This is a genomic window from Bacillus crepusculi (assembly GCF_014764715.1).
In the GTDB taxonomy this organism is placed as follows: domain Bacteria; phylum Bacillota; class Bacilli; order Bacillales; family Bacillaceae; genus Bacillus.
The window spans coordinates 1-17,524 of the sequence record NZ_JACXXE010000017.1; the positions used below are offsets into that span (position 1 = coordinate 1).

16 protein-coding genes, 1 pseudogene and 1 riboswitch are annotated in these 17,524 nt (G+C 42.2%); of the genes and pseudogenes, 11 read left to right on the top strand and 6 right to left on the bottom strand.

Annotated features, from left to right (window positions below):
• Window positions 1–15: 15 nt before the first annotated feature.
• Window positions 16–192 carry a hypothetical protein gene (locus tag IEE86_RS17895; RefSeq protein WP_012008772.1) on the bottom strand — a complete coding sequence of 59 codons (177 nt, stop codon included), beginning with the start codon at window positions 190–192 and terminating at the stop codon, window positions 16–18.
• Window positions 193–336: 144 nt separating this feature from the next.
• Entirely contained in the window at window positions 337–1,770 is a 1,434-nt protein-coding gene (gene proS / locus IEE86_RS17900; RefSeq protein WP_191098380.1) for a proline--tRNA ligase, read from the bottom strand.
• Between the two features lie 397 nt (window positions 1,771–2,167).
• Window positions 2,168–2,267: riboswitch (purine riboswitch) on the top strand.
• A gap of 77 nt (window positions 2,268–2,344) precedes the next feature.
• On the opposite strand from proS, the gene IEE86_RS17905 reads away from it, so the two are divergent.
• Window positions 2,345–3,517, top strand: coding sequence for an MFS transporter (locus IEE86_RS17905; RefSeq protein WP_191098381.1), 1,173 nt, complete (start codon window positions 2,345–2,347; stop codon window positions 3,515–3,517).
• Window positions 3,518–3,684: 167 nt separating this feature from the next.
• Here IEE86_RS17905 and IEE86_RS17910 read toward each other — a convergent pair whose 3' ends face one another.
• Together IEE86_RS17910 and IEE86_RS17915 are read right to left on the bottom strand one after the other, a co-directional pair.
• On the bottom strand, window positions 3,685–4,059 hold the full coding sequence (locus IEE86_RS17910; RefSeq protein WP_191098382.1) for a MaoC/PaaZ C-terminal domain-containing protein: 375 nt from the start codon (window positions 4,057–4,059) through the stop codon (window positions 3,685–3,687).
• A gap of 151 nt (window positions 4,060–4,210) precedes the next feature.
• Window positions 4,211–4,978, bottom strand: coding sequence for a GNAT family N-acetyltransferase (locus IEE86_RS17915; protein WP_191098383.1), 768 nt, complete (start codon window positions 4,976–4,978; stop codon window positions 4,211–4,213).
• Between the two features lie 211 nt (window positions 4,979–5,189).
• Between IEE86_RS17915 and IEE86_RS17920 the strand changes: the two genes are divergently transcribed.
• From IEE86_RS17920 to IEE86_RS17940, 4 genes and pseudogenes are all read left to right on the top strand, one after another.
• Window positions 5,190–5,648 carry a MarR family transcriptional regulator gene (locus IEE86_RS17920; RefSeq protein WP_191098384.1) on the top strand — a complete coding sequence of 153 codons (459 nt, stop codon included), beginning with the start codon at window positions 5,190–5,192 and terminating at the stop codon, window positions 5,646–5,648.
• Between the two features lie 110 nt (window positions 5,649–5,758).
• A complete protein-coding gene (locus IEE86_RS17925) occupies window positions 5,759–6,004 on the top strand; it encodes a hypothetical protein (protein WP_191098385.1) in 246 nt (81 codons plus the stop codon).
• Window positions 6,001–6,450, top strand: a pseudogene (locus tag IEE86_RS17930) (2-thiouracil desulfurase family protein); the annotation flags it as partial. The gene IEE86_RS17925 and the pseudogene IEE86_RS17930, both read left to right, overlap by 4 nt.
• Before the next feature lie 445 nt (window positions 6,451–6,895).
• A complete protein-coding gene (locus tag IEE86_RS17940; RefSeq protein WP_224741078.1) occupies window positions 6,896–7,723 on the top strand; it encodes an aldo/keto reductase in 828 nt (275 codons plus the stop codon).
• Between the two features lie 293 nt (window positions 7,724–8,016).
• Here the strand turns inward: IEE86_RS17940 and IEE86_RS17945 are convergent, their stop codons facing one another.
• Window positions 8,017–8,154: a hypothetical protein gene (locus IEE86_RS17945; RefSeq protein WP_191098387.1), complete on the bottom strand. Its 138-nt coding sequence runs from the start codon at window positions 8,152–8,154 to the stop codon at window positions 8,017–8,019.
• A 398-nt stretch (window positions 8,155–8,552) separates the two neighbouring features.
• Between IEE86_RS17945 and trhO the strand changes: the two genes are divergently transcribed.
• Both trhO and IEE86_RS17955 read left to right on the top strand, forming a co-directional pair.
• Window positions 8,553–9,521 carry an oxygen-dependent tRNA uridine(34) hydroxylase TrhO gene (gene trhO, locus IEE86_RS17950; RefSeq protein WP_191098388.1) on the top strand — a complete coding sequence of 323 codons (969 nt, stop codon included), beginning with the start codon at window positions 8,553–8,555 and terminating at the stop codon, window positions 9,519–9,521.
• Window positions 9,522–9,851: 330 nt separating this feature from the next.
• Window positions 9,852–11,471 (top strand): APC family permease, encoded by a 1,620-nt coding sequence (locus IEE86_RS17955; protein WP_191098389.1) that lies wholly within the window; start codon window positions 9,852–9,854, stop codon window positions 11,469–11,471.
• Between the two features lie 35 nt (window positions 11,472–11,506).
• Here the strand turns inward: IEE86_RS17955 and IEE86_RS17960 are convergent, their stop codons facing one another.
• The gene (locus tag IEE86_RS17960; protein ID WP_191098390.1) at window positions 11,507–11,710 is read right to left on the bottom strand and encodes a hypothetical protein; all 204 of its coding nucleotides are present in this window, start codon (window positions 11,708–11,710) and stop codon (window positions 11,507–11,509) included.
• 186 nt (window positions 11,711–11,896) lie between these two features.
• Between IEE86_RS17960 and licT the strand changes: the two genes are divergently transcribed.
• The 4 genes from licT (at window position 11,897) to IEE86_RS17980 (ending at window position 17,520) form a co-directional block, all read left to right on the top strand.
• Window positions 11,897–12,733 (top strand): BglG family transcription antiterminator LicT, encoded by an 837-nt coding sequence (gene licT / locus IEE86_RS17965; protein WP_191098391.1) that lies wholly within the window; start codon window positions 11,897–11,899, stop codon window positions 12,731–12,733.
• A gap of 235 nt (window positions 12,734–12,968) precedes the next feature.
• Window positions 12,969–14,828, top strand: coding sequence for a beta-glucoside-specific PTS transporter subunit IIABC (locus IEE86_RS17970; protein WP_191098392.1), 1,860 nt, complete (start codon window positions 12,969–12,971; stop codon window positions 14,826–14,828).
• 19 nt (window positions 14,829–14,847) lie between these two features.
• The gene (locus IEE86_RS17975; RefSeq protein ID WP_191098393.1) at window positions 14,848–16,269 is read left to right on the top strand and encodes a glycoside hydrolase family 1 protein; all 1,422 of its coding nucleotides are present in this window, start codon (window positions 14,848–14,850) and stop codon (window positions 16,267–16,269) included.
• Between the two features lie 174 nt (window positions 16,270–16,443).
• Complete coding sequence (locus tag IEE86_RS17980; protein ID WP_191098394.1) at window positions 16,444–17,520, top strand: zinc-dependent alcohol dehydrogenase; 1,077 nt, start codon at window positions 16,444–16,446, stop codon at window positions 17,518–17,520.
• Window positions 17,521–17,524: the final 4 nt, after the last annotated feature.

The window sequence follows — 17,524 nt, forward strand, 5'->3', positions numbered from 1 at the left end:
ACGTGTCGGTCTTTTTTATTTGATGTCATCGTGCTCGATATACGTTTCAAGTGCTGGGTGATACTCTTTTTGATAATGAAGGTTGGGACATGTTTTCACGACTTTGCCTTGCAGGGCATTGGACTTTGAGACTTCTAATGCTGTTTTACATTTAGGGCAGCGTTCGGCAAACAGTGAGGGCCAGCGCTTCATATATCACCACTCCAGTTAAAGTCTTAAAAACCGATTATATTAATATGAATTATAGGGGATCGTGCAGGTGAGGTCAATGGGTGTTTGGGTCTTTTTAACAAAAAAAGAAGCACCGCGAGAGATGCTTCTCTATCGTTCATATGTTTAATAGGCTTTTGCCCAGAACACCATCTCAGATGCAGGCTTTCCGCAGCAGACACATGTGTCAGAAATGGTGTCCTGTTCAAATGGGATACAGCGTGAGGTCGCACCTGTTCTTTCTTTGATATCATTTTCACAGGCTTCGTCACCGCACCACATCGCCTTGATCAATCTGTTTTCTTCCGCAAGAATGTGCTCGATGTCTTCGATTGTGTGAGCGTGGGATGTTTTTTCATGTAATCGTTCCTTTGCCTTTTCGTACATCGTCTGCTGAATGTCTTTCAGCGTGGATGCGATGGTTTGTTCAAGTGCATCTAATGTGACGGCTTGCTTTTCACCAGTGTCTCGTCTTGCGAGCATCACCTGTCCTTTTTCGATGTCCTTTGGTCCTACTTCGACACGTAGAGGAATGCCCTGCATTTCACACTCGTTGAATTTCCATCCTGGCTGTTTATCGCTTGCATCGATGTCTACACGTGCGATGCCGGCGAGTCGATCCTTCAATTCATACGCATGATCCAGTACACCTTCTTTGTGAGAAGCGATTGGCACGATACGTACTTGGATTGGTGCAATGTTTGGCGGCAGAACAAGTCCTCTGTCATCGCCATGTACCATAATCATGGCGCCGATGATTCTTGTGGTGAAGCCCCAAGAGGTTTGCTGGACATGCTCTAGTTTTCCTTCACGGTTTAAGAATTCGATGCCAAATGCTTTGGCAAATCCGTTCCCGAAGAAGTGAGAAGTGGCAGTTTGAAGCGCCTTTCCATCATGCATTAAGCTTTCAACCGTATAGGTGAAACGGGCGCCGGCGAATTTTTCCTTCTCTGTTTTTCGCCCTTTAATGACAGGAATGGCAAGAAGCTCTTCGCAAAGAGAGGCGTAGATATGGAGCATTCTTTCTGTTTCTTCAATGGCTTCTTGCTCAGTCTCATGACATGTATGTCCTTCCTGCCAGAGGAATTCAAGGGTTCTGAGAAATGGACGTGTGGTCTTTTCCCAGCGGACGACATTCGCCCATTGATTATACAGCTTCGGTAAATCGCGATAGGAGTGAATGATATTTTTGTAATGCTCAGCGAATAGCACCTCAGAGGTTGGTCTGACGCAGAGTCTTTCTTGTAGTTCAGATTCACCGCCATGTGTCACCCACGCCACTTCAGGAGCGAAGCCTTCGATATGATCCTTTTCTTGCTGCAATAGGCTTTCTGGGATAAAGAGCGGCATATAGACATTCTCATGACCGGTTTCTTTAATCTGGCGGTCAAGTTCGTCGCGAATATTCTCCCAAATTTTAAAGCCGTATGGCTGAATGATCATACTGCCTCTAACGCTTGAATAATCGACGAGCCGCGCCTTTGTGACAACATCTGTATACCACTGAGCAAAGTCGTCTTCCATGCTTGTAATTTTCTCAACAAATTGTTTCTTTGACATTGCAGGTTCCTCCTTTTTAAAAACAAAAAAAGCTGTGCTTTACGTTAGGGACCATTTCTGGTGGTACCACCCTAATTTAAAGCACAGCTTTACACTCGATCATGATAACGGTATGAACCGCTGTATGAAACAGAACTAAATCGGCAGGTTCACTTGAAGATGTCAGTAGGAACTTCTCAGCACCGTTCCCTCTCTGTTAAAGGTCGATTCAAGCTACTATTCCAAATGTACGTTGATCAATGTTCGTTGATTTTTCATCAGTTTACCTGTAAATGGAGGAGAAAGCAAGTTGTACTGGGGTTTCTTTTCATGCTGTTCTGAGTGCTTTGTTTGATGTGTGAATTTGCAGTCATTTCCTATTTTTACAGCTTGCTAGTTATGTGAGGCTATGCTAATATATTTGAAGAAAAAATAGACTTGTATAACCTCAATAATATGGTTTGAGGGTTTCTACCAGGATCCGATAAATCCTGATTACAAAAGCGCGCTTTCCTTTTTTGTAATCAGGGTTTTTTTGTTTGTCTGCACCCTGTATCAAAAGTGAAAGCGATGATATACAGAAGGGATGTTAGACATGAACTGGAGAGTATATTTATTAGCCGTTTCTACTTTTGCGGTTGGATTAGTTGAGCTTGTGGTCGGGGGCATTTTGCCAAGTCTTGCAGAGGATCTACATGTGTCTCTTGCGACGGCCGGACAGCTCATCACGGTATTTGCGATTGTGTATGCCATTTCAGCACCCGTGCTGCTGACCGTCACAGCCAAAATTGAACGAAAGCGTCTTTATTTAATCGCGTTATTGGTGTTTACACTAGGCAATGTGTTCACTTATTTTAGTTCAACCTTTGCCCTTGTCATGATATCTAGGGTCTTGATTGCGATGAGTACAGCGCTTGTGGTGGTGTTATCACTGACAATCACTGCTAAATTGGTGGAACCAGCGCATCGCGCGAAGGCATTAGGATTGATTTTTATTGGGATTAGTTCTTCACTTGTTCTCGGTGTACCGATCGGTATTTTTATTACAGAGAGCTTTGGCTGGAGAGTGATGTTTTTAGGAATCAGTATTCTATCGGCCATATCGATGGTGCTGATCTATTTTCTATTGGAAAAAATGCCTGTTGAAAAAGTCACGCCTCTTAGAGAGCAGATTCGTTCTTTAGGTCATCCGAAAATTTTCAGTGCACACCTAATCAGTTTGTTTATGCTTGCAGGCCACTATATGCTTTATTCTTATTTCACGCCATTTTTGATGGAAGTGCTGCATATGACTCCGTTTTGGATTAGTATTTGTTATTTGGTCTTCGGGCTTGCGTCGATTGGCGGGAATGGATTTGGGGGCTGGCTTAGTGACAAACTAGGGTCAGGGAAAGCCATTTTACTTGTAACAATGGCGTTTGCGGTTGTCATGTTTATCCTTCCTTATACAGCGGGTGTGTTTGTGCTCTTTATGGTCATGGTTGTCCTATGGGGAGCGCTCAGCTGGGCATTGACGCCTGCTTTGCAGAGCTATTTGATTCAAACAGATCCTGTCACGTCTGATATTCAGCAAAGTTTAAATACATCGGCCTTGCAAATTGGTATCTCGATTGGATCAGCGGTTGGCGGTGTTATGTTTACAATGACCGGTTCATCTGTTGATCTGGCTAAATTCGGTGCGGTGTTTGTGCTGATTGCCTTTAGCTGTGCGGTGATTTCGTTAAAGAGACCGCCACTTTATATGGATCGTCAGCATCATGTTGAATAAGCTACCTAATCATAGGCAGCTTTCAGCGTGTAGACAAACCCTCGCATTCGGTGTCAGGTCTGCAAGGGTTTTCAAGCTACGCTGAAAAGAAGACAAAGGGCTAAAATCAAGATCATTTTAGCCCTTTATCAACAATCTATAAGCTGCCTCTAATCATAGGCAGCTTTTTATTTCAAAATCACACCTTCACTTTTACCAGTAATGACTTCTTCTCCATGCTGGTTGATATAGCGGGAAAAAAGGTGGACACGGTCATATTGTTCAAGGGGTTCCACTTTGGTGACCTCCATTTGACATGTAATCGTATCACCTGTATAAACAGGGCGGATAAACGTACATGACATGTCCTGACCAATAAAATGAAACTGTCCGCCTAGCTGCGTGGACAGACTTGCCGTTAGAAAGCCGTGAACCATTCGCCGGCCCTGATCATCAAGCTCGGTATGGTGTTTCCCGAGGTCGCCTGTCATTTTCCCGAATTGAATCACGTCTTCGTGTGTATAGGTTCTGCTTGTTTGAAACTGATCCCCCGGTTGAACCATCTTTCCTCAGCTCCTTTTTTTAAATGTACCAAAGAGATGAATGAATGTACATTCATTTTTCAGCAAGAGATCTGCATCATCAATTCGAGAGCAAAAGAGGAGGTATCCCTGCAACTCCCTTGCTCTTTCTCAAGCACTTTTGAGAAAATGTCTATTCAAAAACAATCATTTCACCAATTGGTTGAAAGCCGGCGCGCTGATAAATATGTTTGCCGTCATTTGAGGCTTGTAGAATCACACACTTTTGTTTATTCTCTGTCTGGGTCAGAAGGTAATGAAACATGGCACTGCCAAGTCCCTTTCCTCGGTGCTCTGCCCTTGTGATGACATCATAAATACCATAGCTGTCTGTTGTCTCAATTAATAAGCCTGTTGTGACTGGCTTCTGGTGTACATATCCAACGAACATGCGAGCTCTTGAGTGTAATGATTCAATAGAAAAACGCTGGAAATAGTTTTCTAAGGCGATGGCTTCCTGTGACTCGTTGAATAGTTCGATAAAGATATCTTTGTAATCAAGCAGTGTCTGGGCATCAAGTACTTCCTTGACTGTAAGTGATGGAGAAGTGACGGGATCAATGTCTTCTGTCTGCTCAAGCATCATGATGGTATTGCGTTCGACCTCTTCCAGCTGATATTCCTTCAATAAATCAGCCCAATCAGAATAAAGCAAGCGGTGATCTACCCATGTGCTGAAGGTTCGTTTCTGTGATTGCATGTGTTCGATGGTCGTTTTCACTTGTTGTGGATCTTGGATTTGCGCTGATGTCGGTAATAGCAAATTGAACGTATCAGTCGATATATGAGTATTTGATAGAACGAAATCGTCCGATGCGAGGAAGGCTCCGTTCACAGCAGAAGAAAACAGATGGATCTTTTCTTCTAACTGTCGAATGGCTTTTTCTTGTTCGGGTTTCATTAGCTCACCTTTTTTCTTTATAAATTGGATGATATCTCCACGAATTATAGCAAATAATAGGGGGGATGGGACATGTTCGGGTAATCTAGTAGAAAAGTTCATACACTTATCGGGTCCGATGGCCTGTTCTTTTTCTCGCATTCACATTTCTTTTGACTCCTCACTTGATTATTAGTACCCTTTTATTAACCAGTTAAGAGTGGAGGTTCAGATGGAAACAAAAGAGCAGGTTGTCTTAAAAGCGATTCAAGATCTGATTATGCATAGGGAAAAGAGACGGAATGATCCAACAGATCCACTGATTACCACGACTGATACACTCAAACAAGATTGGACACTCACACAGCTTCACATTTTATCCATGATTCAAGCCCATCCAAATGAATCTAATAATACATTTCTTTCTCAACAACTGAAACTATCAAAGCCAGCCATTACAAAGGCTGTGAAAAAACTAATTGAAAAAGGCATGGTCGACTATTGCCACCGGCAAGGTGATAAGAAATCCGTCTATTATTCATTGACAGAGGAAGGCAAGCAGTTGGCGGCGCTGCATGATGAACTACATGAAAAAGCAGTCACATCCTATTTAGAATTTCTCGAGCAGTTTCATGAAGATGAATTACAGGTGATTGAGCGCTTCTTAAAGGCTTGGAAAGAAAAAATATAGATCAAAAACGACCGAAAGCCATCATAAAACTAGATGAATTCGGTTTTTTATATGGTAAAATTAACATATATTGACGTTTTTTTGATCATGATCAAAAGGAGAGAGCCACATTGGAGAAAGAAATGTTAGAAAATTTTAAAAAATCTATGTTCATTATGCCGTTCGTTGGGTTGTTTGTCAGCGTGCTATTATTTGTTTATTTTTTTGGCATTACAGGAGTTGAAGGGTCGATGTGGGCGGCTGCTTTGTATTGTGCTCTGCCCTTTTTGGTGTATACGATTTTTTGCTTGCCGGTAAGTATTTATTTTTCTGTTAGCAGAAAACGCTCGACCCATAGAAATGAGGAACAGGCGTGATTGTGGTCAGTGCTTGTCTTGCTGGATTGAAGGTTCGTTATAATGGCAGCCATCGATTAGATCAGCGAATCGAGGAGCTTGTTCAGGAGGGAAAGGCGGTCACGGTTTGTCCCGAGCTGCTTGGCGGCTTCTCCACGCCAAGGCCTCCAGCAGAAATCATTGGCGGTGACGGACATGATGTATTACGGGGGCAGGCTTCTGTTGTCGATGTTCATGGAACAGATGTGACTGAGATGTATGTAAAAGGTGCAAAAGAAACGCTTGAGCAGGTACAGTCTCTTGGAGCAACATCAGTTGTGTTAAAAGAGTACAGCCCTTCCTGCGGGAGCCGGATGATTTATCGAGGAGATTTTAACGGCAAAACAAGGGCTGGAGACGGTGTGACATCCGCCTTGCTGAAACAGCACGGTCTTCAGGTGTTCTCTGAGGAGGATGATTGGTTTAGTCGTCGTTATTTTATGATGAATACGAAAACATACTCTTTTGGTGATGTGGTCTCGATTGATCAAAAGACTTCAATTCAAATTGAGCATGATAAAGAACGTGTTGTGGTGGAAAAGAAAGAGGATATTCAAAAGCTGCTGAAGGAATTTTCAGGCATGAAATTAAAGAAAACGAATGAAGCTAAAAAAACCTCAAAAGAGCCCTATTGGATCAGAGTGTATGAGAATGAGAAGGAAACATATGGTCTGACTTTTTACGACCAATCATTTTTAGAGATATATGATTTTTCTAAAACGAAAGATCAAACGAGCGAATATCAAATCGTTGATGCCAATCAAGTCGATATGGGGCAATTTATGAAATAACATCAGTCAGCATTTCATGCATGATCCATAAAAAATTCGGGTATAGTCCTTGGTAAGTAAAAATGAAGCGGAGGTTTGTTTGATGAGTGGATTAACAGATACAGTCACATTAGCAAACGGAGTAAAAATGCCGAAGCTAGGCTTTGGTGTATGGAAGGTAAAAGATGGAGATGAGGCTGTCAATGCAGTCACAGACGCTCTTGAGGCGGGCTACCGAAGCATTGATACAGCAGCGGCCTACCAAAATGAAGTAGGGGTAGGCAAAGCCATTCAGCAATCAGGCATCTCACGCGATGATCTATTCATTACGACAAAGGTCTGGAATAATGATCAAGGCTATGAATCAACACTCGAAGCCTTTGAAACAAGTATGAATAAGCTGGGACTAGATGTATTAGACCTTTATTTAATTCATTGGCCAGTTGAAGGCAAATATAAAGAGACATGGAAAGCGTTAGAGAAGCTGTATAAGGATGGACATGTTCGAGCTATCGGGGTATGTAATTTCCATCAGCATCATTTAGAGGATTTATTAGAAGAGGCAGAAGTTGTGCCAATGGTGAATCAAATTGAGCTGCATCCGAAGCTGACGCAGGAGCCTTTACGTGAATACTGCAAGGAGAAGGGGATTCATGTAGAAGCTTGGTCACCATTAGGCAGCGGGAAGCTTCTGAACCATCCTGTTCTCCAGGATATTGCGAAAAAGCATGATAAGTCTGTGGCTCAGGTGATTCTTCGCTGGGACTTGCAGCATGGCATTATCACCATTCCAAAATCTGTGACGAAGAGCCGAATCATCGAAAACACACAGGTCTTCGATTTCGAGCTGTCCACACACGAGATGGGTGTCATTGACCAGCTCAATGAAGATGAGCGCACAGGTCCAGACCCAGATAACTTTGATTTTTAATCGAAAAAAAAGCACAGGTGTGACGATATGATCCCCACATAGTAGACAGAAAAGAGAAAGTGTACGAATCTGTCTACTATGTGGGGGCTTTTTTATGGCGAACGTAAAACTAATGATATTCAGTTTAAGAAAAAGTGATGAAGGGTTTCCAATATACATCCCCAGACGACTAAAAAAACATCCAGATGAAAGTCCGGATGTCGAGAAAAGGAACTGTTTGGATAATGCGTGCATGAAAAGTTTTTTTAGCTATTTTAAAACGGAATCTATGTATAGATATTCATTCAAGACAGCTATTTTTTATTGTTCAATTGTTCTTTTAACAGTTCTATGATGGTATCGTTTTGTTGCTCCAGGTTTTTTATTCTCTTCTCGATCATGGACCCAGAAATACACACCACAATTAAAATGGCCGTACCCACAAATAACAAACAAAATCCCCCCTAACACAATACTTTGAATTCCTTCGTGTATTTCCAATATCGTACCATTATTTGAAATTACTTACTATCAATAAAATTTGCTTTGTGTCATGAGGGCACCTCTAATCATCAGAGATGATAACGAGTGGGAGTGGGTATACAAAAATTGTGATGACTGAGTTCCATTGCTGGAGGAAAAATGGTGAATGACAGGTTAGCCTAAACCTTTAACGTGGCATATCTTAAAAAGGCTAAGGGACAGAAAGTTCTGTCAAATTATCAGACAAAATGAGGGGATAAACCCTTCCGTTTTATGGAATTAAGCCGCCGACATTGCCTTTAGGTATGTATTTCCTGTATGATAAAGAACGGTATGTTTTCATTAAATTTAAGAGGTGTTTATATATATGGAAAAACAATATCGTGTCTTACTTTACTATCAATATGTCCCCATCGAGGACCCAGAGACGTTTACAGCAGAGCATTTAGCATTCTGTAAGGAGCTTGGTTTGTTAGGCCGTATCCTTGTGTCAGCAGAAGGCATAAACGGAACGGTTTCAGGAACCATTGAGCAAACGGACAAGTACATGCAAGCGTTAAAAGAAGATCCACGCTTTGCGTCTATGCCGATTAAAATTGACGAAGCAGATGGTCATGCGTTCAAGAAAATGCACGTTCGCCATCGGAATGAACTAGTGAACCTTAGCTTAGAAGATGACGTAAATCCGTTAGAACTTACGGGGAAGCATCTCAGCCCAGTCGAATTTTACGAGCAAATGCAATCACCTGATACAGTGGTCATTGATGCGCGTAATGATTATGAATTTGATGTTGGCCACTTCAGAGGTGCGGTGCGTCCTGATATTGAAACATTTCGTGAATTGCCTGAGTGGATTCGTGACAACAAAGAGATTCTTGAAGGGAAAAAAATCCTGACTTATTGTACGGGCGGCGTCCGCTGCGAGAAATTCTCAGGCTGGTTAAAGCGTGAAGGCTTTGAAGATGTCTCTCAGCTTGACGGTGGAATTGTCACTTATGGAAAAGACCCGGAAGTCCAAGGGAAGCTATGGGACGGTCAATGCTATGTGTTTGATAACCGTTTAACAGTACCAGTCAATCAAACAGAGCACGTGGTTGTCGGAAAAGATTTCTTCACCGGTGAGCCTTGCGAGCGTTATGTTAACTGTGCAAACCCAGCATGTAACCGCAAAATGATTGCAACGGAAGAGAGCGAGCATAAGTATATGCGCAGCTGCAGCCATGAATGCCGTACAAGCGAACGTAATCTTTATGTGAAACAGCACAATCTGTCTGAAGAAGAAGTTCAAGAAAGACTAGCTGTGATTGAAAAAGAACAAGCGATTTCACAAGGATAAAGGGACCCCCCTTTATCCTTTTTTTCTATACATAGCAGGAAAGAGGAAGTCATTTCCTCTTTCTTTTTTGTTTTGTTTTTTTCAAAATAAGGGTAAAGGTAGTTAATCAGTCTACTAGATTGAACAGTTGACAAAGCGCTTTCTTTTGAAATAAGCATGTTCGACTATTTCAGAAAATGAAGAATTGAGAGATAATATAACAGGCGAAAAAATGAACAAGGATAAAGGTTCATGTTAGAAAATATTTGCCAATTGAATGAAAGGTGAACAGCTAAAGGAAGACGTTTGCTCGACACATGCTCTGTATTTTAATCGAAAGGTGTTATGAACATGAATCATTTGCATCGTAGGATGGGAACTTTCGCTTTAATGATGGTAGGTCTTGGCTCAATCATTGGTTCAGGATGGCTCTTCGGTGCTTGGCGCGCCGCTCAAATCGCCGGCCCTGCTGCTATTTTATCCTGGTTGATTGGGATGGTTGTGATTTTATTTATCGCTTTGTCTTATAGTGAACTCGGAGCAATGTTTCCAGAGGCAGGCGGAATGGTGAAATATACGCAATATTCACACGGCTCTTTTATTGGATTTATCGCCGCTTGGGCGAACTGGATTGCCATTGTCTCTGTGATTCCTGTTGAGGCAGTTGCTTCCGTCCAGTATATGAGCTCATGGCCTTGGGAGTGGGCAAAGTGGACAACCCATTTGGTTACAAAAGGGGTTTTGACGATAGAAGGGCTCATGGTCGCTAGTGTCCTTCTTGTGATTTATTTTTTGCTCAATTATTGGACAGTTGGGTTGTTTTCGAAGGCTAATACATTCATTACGGTTTTTAAAATCGTCATTCCAGGATTAACAATTGGTGCGCTCTTATTCGTAGGTTTTCATAGTGAGAATTTTACTTCTGGAACAAGTATTGCCCCTAACGGCTGGGCAAGTGTGCTGACAGCTGTTGCGACATCAGGGATTGTATTTGCCTTCAATGGCTTCCAAAGCCCGATTAACATGGCTGGTGAGGCAAAAAATCCAGGCCGCTCGATTCCCATTGCGATTGTCGGCTCGATTTTGATTGCGACTGTTATCTATGTGTTGCTGCAAATCGCCTTTATTGGGGCTGTCGATCCATCCATGATTGTGAATGGGTGGGGGCATTTGAATTTTAACTCGCCATTTGCTGACCTTGCCATTGCGCTTGGGATTAACTGGCTTGTCTTGATTTTATATGCGGATGCGTTTGTGTCACCTTCTGGAACAGGCATTACGTATACCGCGACGACGTCTCGTATGATTTACGGAATGGAAAAAAACAAATACATGCCGCGTGTGCTTGGCCGTCTGCATCCTATTTATGGCGTGCCTCGCCCAGCGATGTTTTTTAACTTAGCTGTATCGTTTATCTTTCTGTTTTTATTTAGAGGATGGGGTGTACTTGCTGAAATCATCTCGGTCGCGACACTCATTTCTTATTTGACAGGACCAGTGACTGTCATGACGCTGAGAAAGACAGGGACGGATTTATATCGTCCGCTTCGAATAAAAGGACTCGGCATCATTGCGCCTCTAGGCTTTGTGTTTGCCTCATTGACGCTGTATTGGGCGAGATGGCCGTTAACAGGTCAGGTGCTGTTCATTATTCTCATCGGCCTTCCTATCTATTTTTACTATCAAGCAAAGGCGAAGTGGAAGGGCTTCGGCCGCAACTTTAAAGCGGGTGCTTGGATGGTTGTGTACTTACTTGTGATGATGACCATTTCCTGTCTCGGAAGTGACAAATTTGGTGGCTATAATGTGATTCATTATGGCTGGGATATGGCGCTCATTACAGTGGTTGCCCTGCTATTTTATATGTGGGCACTCAAAAGTGGATTTGAAACAGAGTTTCTAGAGGATGCGAAGAAAATCAATGATGAACTGCGTATGTCTCAAAAAGAAGCCGCATCATCCAAAGAATAAAGGAACGGCTGCCTGAACACTGCGGGCAGCCGTTTTTATTTGGATGAACTATTATGCATCACATGCCGCTTTAGCCAAGTGGTGACGCCGCGCAAAACAGCAGCTGTGGCCAGTGAGATGAGCACATATCTCCAAAGCTGATCGGGTCCTTGTCCACTAAGCCAAAACACGATGCCTAGAATGATGAGAGTGAAGATGAGCAAGAATAAAAATGATGCAGACCAGAAAAAAGCCTTCATAGAAGGTCACCTCCTCGGGGTATTGTATGCAGGCTGATGGACAATCAGACCAGCAATGGAGTAGTAGAAATATTTAAGAAATCTATTGCAAAAGTCAGATAAAAACACCAAGTGATTTGACAGTTGTGTTAAGATGAGAGCATATTTTGAGTGAAGATTGTTGGTCATAGACGGAGGTGTTTGGAAATGCAGATTCAAAAGGTTCTAAACAATAATGTCATTAGTGTGATAGATGAACATGGAAAAGAAATCGTCGTGATGGGCAGAGGCATCGCCTTTCAAAGACGTCCGGGGGACCCGGTGGAAGAAGCGTTAATCGATAAAGTCTTTCGCCTAGAGGATCACTCCGTTCAAGAGCGGATGAAAATGCTGCTGCAAGAGGTTCCGTATGATGTGGTCAAGGTGACCGAGGAAATGATCCAATACGCACATACAAAGCTGAACCGAAGATTAAATGAAAGTCTGCATGTATCACTCGCAGACCATATTCATTACGCCATTGAACGATTAAAGAAAAATCATCTGATTGAGAATTCGCTCATTTGGGAGATTAAACGATTATACAAAGATGAATTTCTCGTGGCAAAGGAATGTCTTGAGATGATTAAAGAGCGTCTTCATATTGAACTGCCGGAGGATGAAGCAGGCTTTATTGCGATGCATATCATTAACGCAGAGCTCAATGAGGATATGAATACGACGGTCAATATCACAAAGGAAGTCAATGCCATTCTCACCATTGTGAAATATCATCTCAACATGGAGTTTGATGAGGAATCACTCAATTTTTACCGCTTTCTCACGCATTTGCGCTTTTTCGTCCAGCGTCTGATCAACGAAACCCTGCTTGTCAGCGAGGATCAGGACTTATATCAGCTGATCAAAGTGAAATATCCGAAGGCCTACGAATGCGCAAAGAAAATCGCAGAATATGTGTATCAAACGTATCATCGAGATCTTACATCAGAGGAAATGCTGTACCTGTCAATTCATCTAAATCGACTCATCAAACGAGAAAAATAAAGATAGATTTTAAAAGAAAGCGTTGACATGAGAAAAGGTGAGTGGTACTATTTGCTCATAAACATAAAAGAATACGGTTTCACAATGATCGTCTTAGAGGATTGTGACTGTTCGGCAGGCAAAACCTAAACGTTCACTGAAAAAGCGCAATGGCAAGTTGCGACTATTTTTGGTGCTCGTTTAGGTTTTTATTTTGCCCAAAAACGTATTTTTTTGAAAAAAAGGGGGTTTTTATATGAGTTATCGTCAATTAGCAGAAGACATTATCAAACATATTGGCACAGAGAAAAACGTTCATTCATTGGTTCATTGCGCCACAAGACTTCGTTTCACTTTAAATGACAGGTCAAAAGCAGATAAAGCAGCCATTGAAAAATTAAATGGCGTCGTGACTGTCATGGAAAGCGGCGGCCAATTTCAAGTGGTCATTGGCAATACCGTACCAGAGGTATATAAAGAGATCGGGGAGTTTACGAATTTATTAGAGGATTCCGCTTCTTCATCTGCTAGATCAGGTGAAGAGAGTACAAGTCTTTTTGGGAAATTTGTCGATATTGTATCGGGCATTTTCACACCACTTCTCGGCGTGATGGCGGGTGCCGGTATTTTAAAGGGTCTTCTCGGCATCTGTATCAATGCGAAATGGTTATCTCCTGAAGACACGTCGTATCAAATTTTATTTGCTGCATCAGACAGCTTGTTCTACTTCCTGCCATTACTGCTCGCATTCACTTCTGCTAGGAAGTTTAAAGCGAATCCGTTTGTTGCTGTGACGATTGCAGGTGCACTGATCTACCCGACTATTCAAGAGCTCACAAAAGGCGGCGGAGATGTGTCGTTCTTCGGCATTCCGGTTGTCTTAATGTCTTATACATCAACGGTTATCCCGATTATTTTGGCAGTGTTTGTGATGGGATATATCGAACGTTTCTTTAACAAAGTCATTCATGAAAGTGTGAAAAACTTTATTACACCACTGATTTTACTGGTCACGGTCGTTCCACTGACACTGATCGTATTTGGACCATTTGGTGTGTATGCAGGGAACGGAATTGCAGCCGTCCTGCTGAAAGTATTCTCCTTTAGCCCTACACTTGCTGGTGCTTTAATTGCGATGGCATGGCAGGTTCTTGTGATCTTCGGTATCCATTGGGGATTGATTCCAGTCATTTTAAATAATATTGCGGTTCATGGAAAAGATCATATTAAGCCGGCCACTGCGCCAGCTGTATTTTCACAAGCTGGTGCTTCAATCGGTGTTATGCTGAAAACAAAGAATAAAAAGCTGAAATCATTAGCTGGATCGTCAGCGGTTTCTGCCGTGTTTGGAATTACAGAGCCTGCTGTATACGGGGTTACGCTGCGTTTGAAAAAACCATTTATTGCAGCGGTGCTCTCTGCTGGTGTCGGTGGTGCCATTATCGGTTATTCACAAAGTATTGCCATTGCGTCAGGGCTTCCAAGTTTACTGACACTTCCGATTTTCTACGGTCAAGGCTTTACAGGATTCATCATCGGAATTTCGGTCTCGTTCGTCTTATCTATCATTTTAACCTATTTGATTGGCTTTAAAGATCCAGTAGATGAAGATGAAACGCCGGCAGCAGGTTCTGCGCCAACAATTGAAAACGAACATGGTGTCAAAGCAGCTCATGTGAAAAGTCCTTTATCTGGCGAAGTCATCAAGCTAGAAGAGGTGCAGGATAAGGCTTTCTCATCTGGCGCATTAGGTAAGGGTGCAGCCATTATTCCATTAGAAGGCAAGCTGTTTGCACCAGTAACCGGAGTCGTGACGACGGTATTCCCAACAGGACATGCATACGGTCTTATATCTGAAAGCGGAGCTGAAGTACTCATACATATTGGACTGGATACTGTACAACTTGGGGGCCGTCATTTTACGCCGAAGGTTGAACAGGGCCAAACCATTACAGAAGGTGAGCTGCTTGCAGAGTTTGATATTGAAGCCATTCAAGCAGCAGGTCTTTCAGTCACAACACCTGTGATTATTACCAATTCCGGTGAATTTAGCGATATCATTGAGACAGAAGAAAAACAAGTGACACCAGGACAATCATTTTTACACTTAGTTTAATAACAGGGAGGATATAATCATGAGATATTCAACACTAGCATCATTTCCAAAAGACTTTTTCTGGGGCGGATCTACTTCCGCTTATCAAGTAGAAGGTGCATGGAACGAGGATGGAAAAGGACCTTCTGTCATTGACATGAGAGAAAGTTATCCTGAAGGAACAACTGATTTTAAGGTCGCAAGCGATCACTATCACCACTATAAAGAGGACGTGAAAATGTTTGCAGAAATGGGCCTCAAGGCTTACCGCTTTTCCATTGCATGGACACGGATCATGCCAGACGGAGATGGGGAGATCAATCAAAAGGGAATTGACTTCTACCATTCTCTCATTGATGAATTGCGCCGCTATGACATTGAACCAATCGTGACAATGTATCACTTTGATTTACCTCATGCGCTTCAAGTGAAAGGCGGTTGGTCAAATCGTTCAACAGTCGATGCGTTTGAACGTTATGCGGAGGTTTTGTTCCAGGAGTATGGCGAGAAGGTAAAATATTGGCTGACGATTAATGAACAAAACATGATGATCTTACATGGATCAGCTCTAGGTACACTGGATCCAAATTTAGAAAATCCGAAAAAAGAGTTATATCAGCAGAACCACCATATGCTTGTGGCACAGGCGAAAGCGATGACGCTTTGTCATCGATTGCTGCCTGAGGCGAAAATCGGACCAGCGCCAAACATCGCCCTAATTTACCCGGCATCTCCAAAACCTGAGGATGTCCTTGCTGCGGCTAATTACAATGCGATCCGCAACTGGCTGTACCTTGATATGGCAGTATTCGGTCGCTATAACAACCTTGCATGGGCATACATGAAGGAAAAAGACATTCTTCCTGTGATTGAAGAGGGAGATATGGATATTTTGAAAAGTGCAAAACCAGACTTCATTGCCTTTAACTACTACACATCTCAAACGGTTGAAGCGAGTAAAGGAGATGGCAATGATGAATTTGCCCGCGGCGGAGATCAGCATTTAAAATCTGGTGAAGATGGCGTCTACAAAGGCGGCAACAACCCGTTCTTAAGTAAAAATGCATTTGGCTGGGAGATTGACCCTACCGGTTTCCGATCAACGATGCGTGAAATTTACGACCGCTATCAGCTACCTCTTATTATTACGGAAAACGGACTAGGCGCTTTTGACAAGTTAGAAGCGGATGGATCGATTCAGGATGATTATCGAATTGATTATTTAGAAAAACATATTGAACAAATCAAATGGGCGATCACTGACGGTGTTGAGGTATTCGGGTACTGCCCGTGGTCAGCCATCGACTTAATCAGTACACACCAAGGCTGCTCAAAACGCTACGGTTTTATCTACGTCAACCGTGATGAATTTGACCTGAAAGACCTGAAGAGAATTCGGAAAAAGAGCTCTTATTGGTATGAAACATTAATCGAGCAAAATGGAGAGAACATCGGGAAGTAACAGAAAAAAGCCAATCACCTTTTAGCGGGTGGCTGGCTTTTTTGTTTGTTTAGCTGAATTTTAAATTATGCTTCCATCAAAAATTTTCTGAATATTTTTATTTACTTGAATATTATAAAGTGTTAATATACTGGTGAACCGGTTCAATAAGGGTCTTTACTAAGGAGGCTAACAATGCATGAGAAAAAACCAAAAAGAACAATTCTAAATTCTAAGATGCTTGCTGTTCAAAAGTTGGAACCTCGTAAAGCGATTTTCCAACAAACAGAGATTCCTTTAATTGGACCCGATGAACTGTTATTAAAGGTGATTTACTCTGGTGTTTGTACAACAGATTTACATGTGCTATATCATGATATGGGCAAAAGAGAGTTTCCTTTTACAATGGGACACGAATTGTCTGCAGTTGTTGCAGAAGTTGGTGGAAAAGTGAAGTATTATCCTGGAACCGTAAAAGAAATTCAAATTGGGGATAGGGTGACAGTTGAGCCGTTATTACCTTGCAAGGATTGTGATCCATGTCGAACAGGTAGACACAATCTATGTGGAAATATGTCTCATTTAGGAATTTTTGATGATGGAGCCTATGCTGAATATGTAAAAGTTCCTGCTGATCGAACGCACTGTTTACCTCCTGATGTATCTAGTCTAGCTGGAGTTTTTGTAGAACCATTAGCATGTGCAATTAATTTTATTGATAGGAGTCAAATGAAACCGGGGCAAACCGTCTTGATTTTAGGTGGGGGATCAATTGGACAAATGGCTTTACAAGTGGCAAAAGCCTCTGGTGGTGAAGTCATTGTTAGTGAACCGATTGAAAAAAAGCGAAGATTGGCAACGACCCTAGGGGCAAAAGCTGTTCTCGATCCACTTCATGAGGATCTGTATGAGAGAGTGATGGATTTAACAAATAACAAGGGAGCAGATGTCGTCATTGAATGTGTCGGGACGTCTGCAACCGTATCACAAATGCTCAAGATGGTAAAACGTGGAGGACGCTGTGTGCTAGGAGGAGCGCCAATGAAAGCTATAACAATGGATTTCCTTCCATTATGGTATGGAGAAATAGAACTGGTAGCGGCTCATGCTACAGCATGGCAATTCCCGAGAGCATTAAAACTATTGGAAATGGGTTTGATTAATGTAGATGCAGTCATTGAGGAAATTCTTCCATTAGAACAAGCTGTGAGTGCTTTTGAACAAGTCTATAACTCAAATGAGATTCAAAAAATCATTTTCCGGCATGAATAAATGA

Bases quoted from the DNA above. Each gene is read 5' to 3' on its own strand.
- IEE86_RS17915 (WP_191098383.1), bottom strand. From the start codon at position 4,978: ATGAAACCCGAACAAGAAAAAGCCATTCGACAGTTAGAAGAAAAGATC.
- licT (WP_191098391.1), top strand. From the start codon at position 11,897: ATGCAGATTCAAAAGGTTCTAAACAATAATGTCATTAGTGTGATAGAT.
- IEE86_RS17910 (WP_191098382.1), bottom strand. From the start codon at position 4,059: ATGGTTCAACCGGGGGATCAGTTTCAAACAAGCAGAACCTATACACAC.
- IEE86_RS17940 (WP_224741078.1), top strand. From the start codon at position 6,896: ATGAGTGGATTAACAGATACAGTCACATTAGCAAACGGAGTAAAAATG.
- IEE86_RS17960 (WP_191098390.1), bottom strand. From the start codon at position 11,710: ATGAAGGCTTTTTTCTGGTCTGCATCATTTTTATTCTTGCTCATCTTC.
- trhO (WP_191098388.1), top strand. From the start codon at position 8,553: ATGGAAAAACAATATCGTGTCTTACTTTACTATCAATATGTCCCCATC.
- IEE86_RS17905 (WP_191098381.1), top strand. From the start codon at position 2,345: ATGAACTGGAGAGTATATTTATTAGCCGTTTCTACTTTTGCGGTTGGA.
- proS (WP_191098380.1), bottom strand. From the start codon at position 1,770: ATGTCAAAGAAACAATTTGTTGAGAAAATTACAAGCATGGAAGACGAC.
- IEE86_RS17975 (WP_191098393.1), top strand. From the start codon at position 14,848: ATGAGATATTCAACACTAGCATCATTTCCAAAAGACTTTTTCTGGGGC.
- IEE86_RS17955 (WP_191098389.1), top strand. From the start codon at position 9,852: ATGAATCATTTGCATCGTAGGATGGGAACTTTCGCTTTAATGATGGTA.
- IEE86_RS17920 (WP_191098384.1), top strand. From the start codon at position 5,190: ATGGAAACAAAAGAGCAGGTTGTCTTAAAAGCGATTCAAGATCTGATT.
- IEE86_RS17895 (WP_012008772.1), bottom strand. From the start codon at position 192: ATGAAGCGCTGGCCCTCACTGTTTGCCGAACGCTGCCCTAAATGTAAA.
- IEE86_RS17980 (WP_191098394.1), top strand. From the start codon at position 16,444: ATGCATGAGAAAAAACCAAAAAGAACAATTCTAAATTCTAAGATGCTT.
- IEE86_RS17970 (WP_191098392.1), top strand. From the start codon at position 12,969: ATGAGTTATCGTCAATTAGCAGAAGACATTATCAAACATATTGGCACA.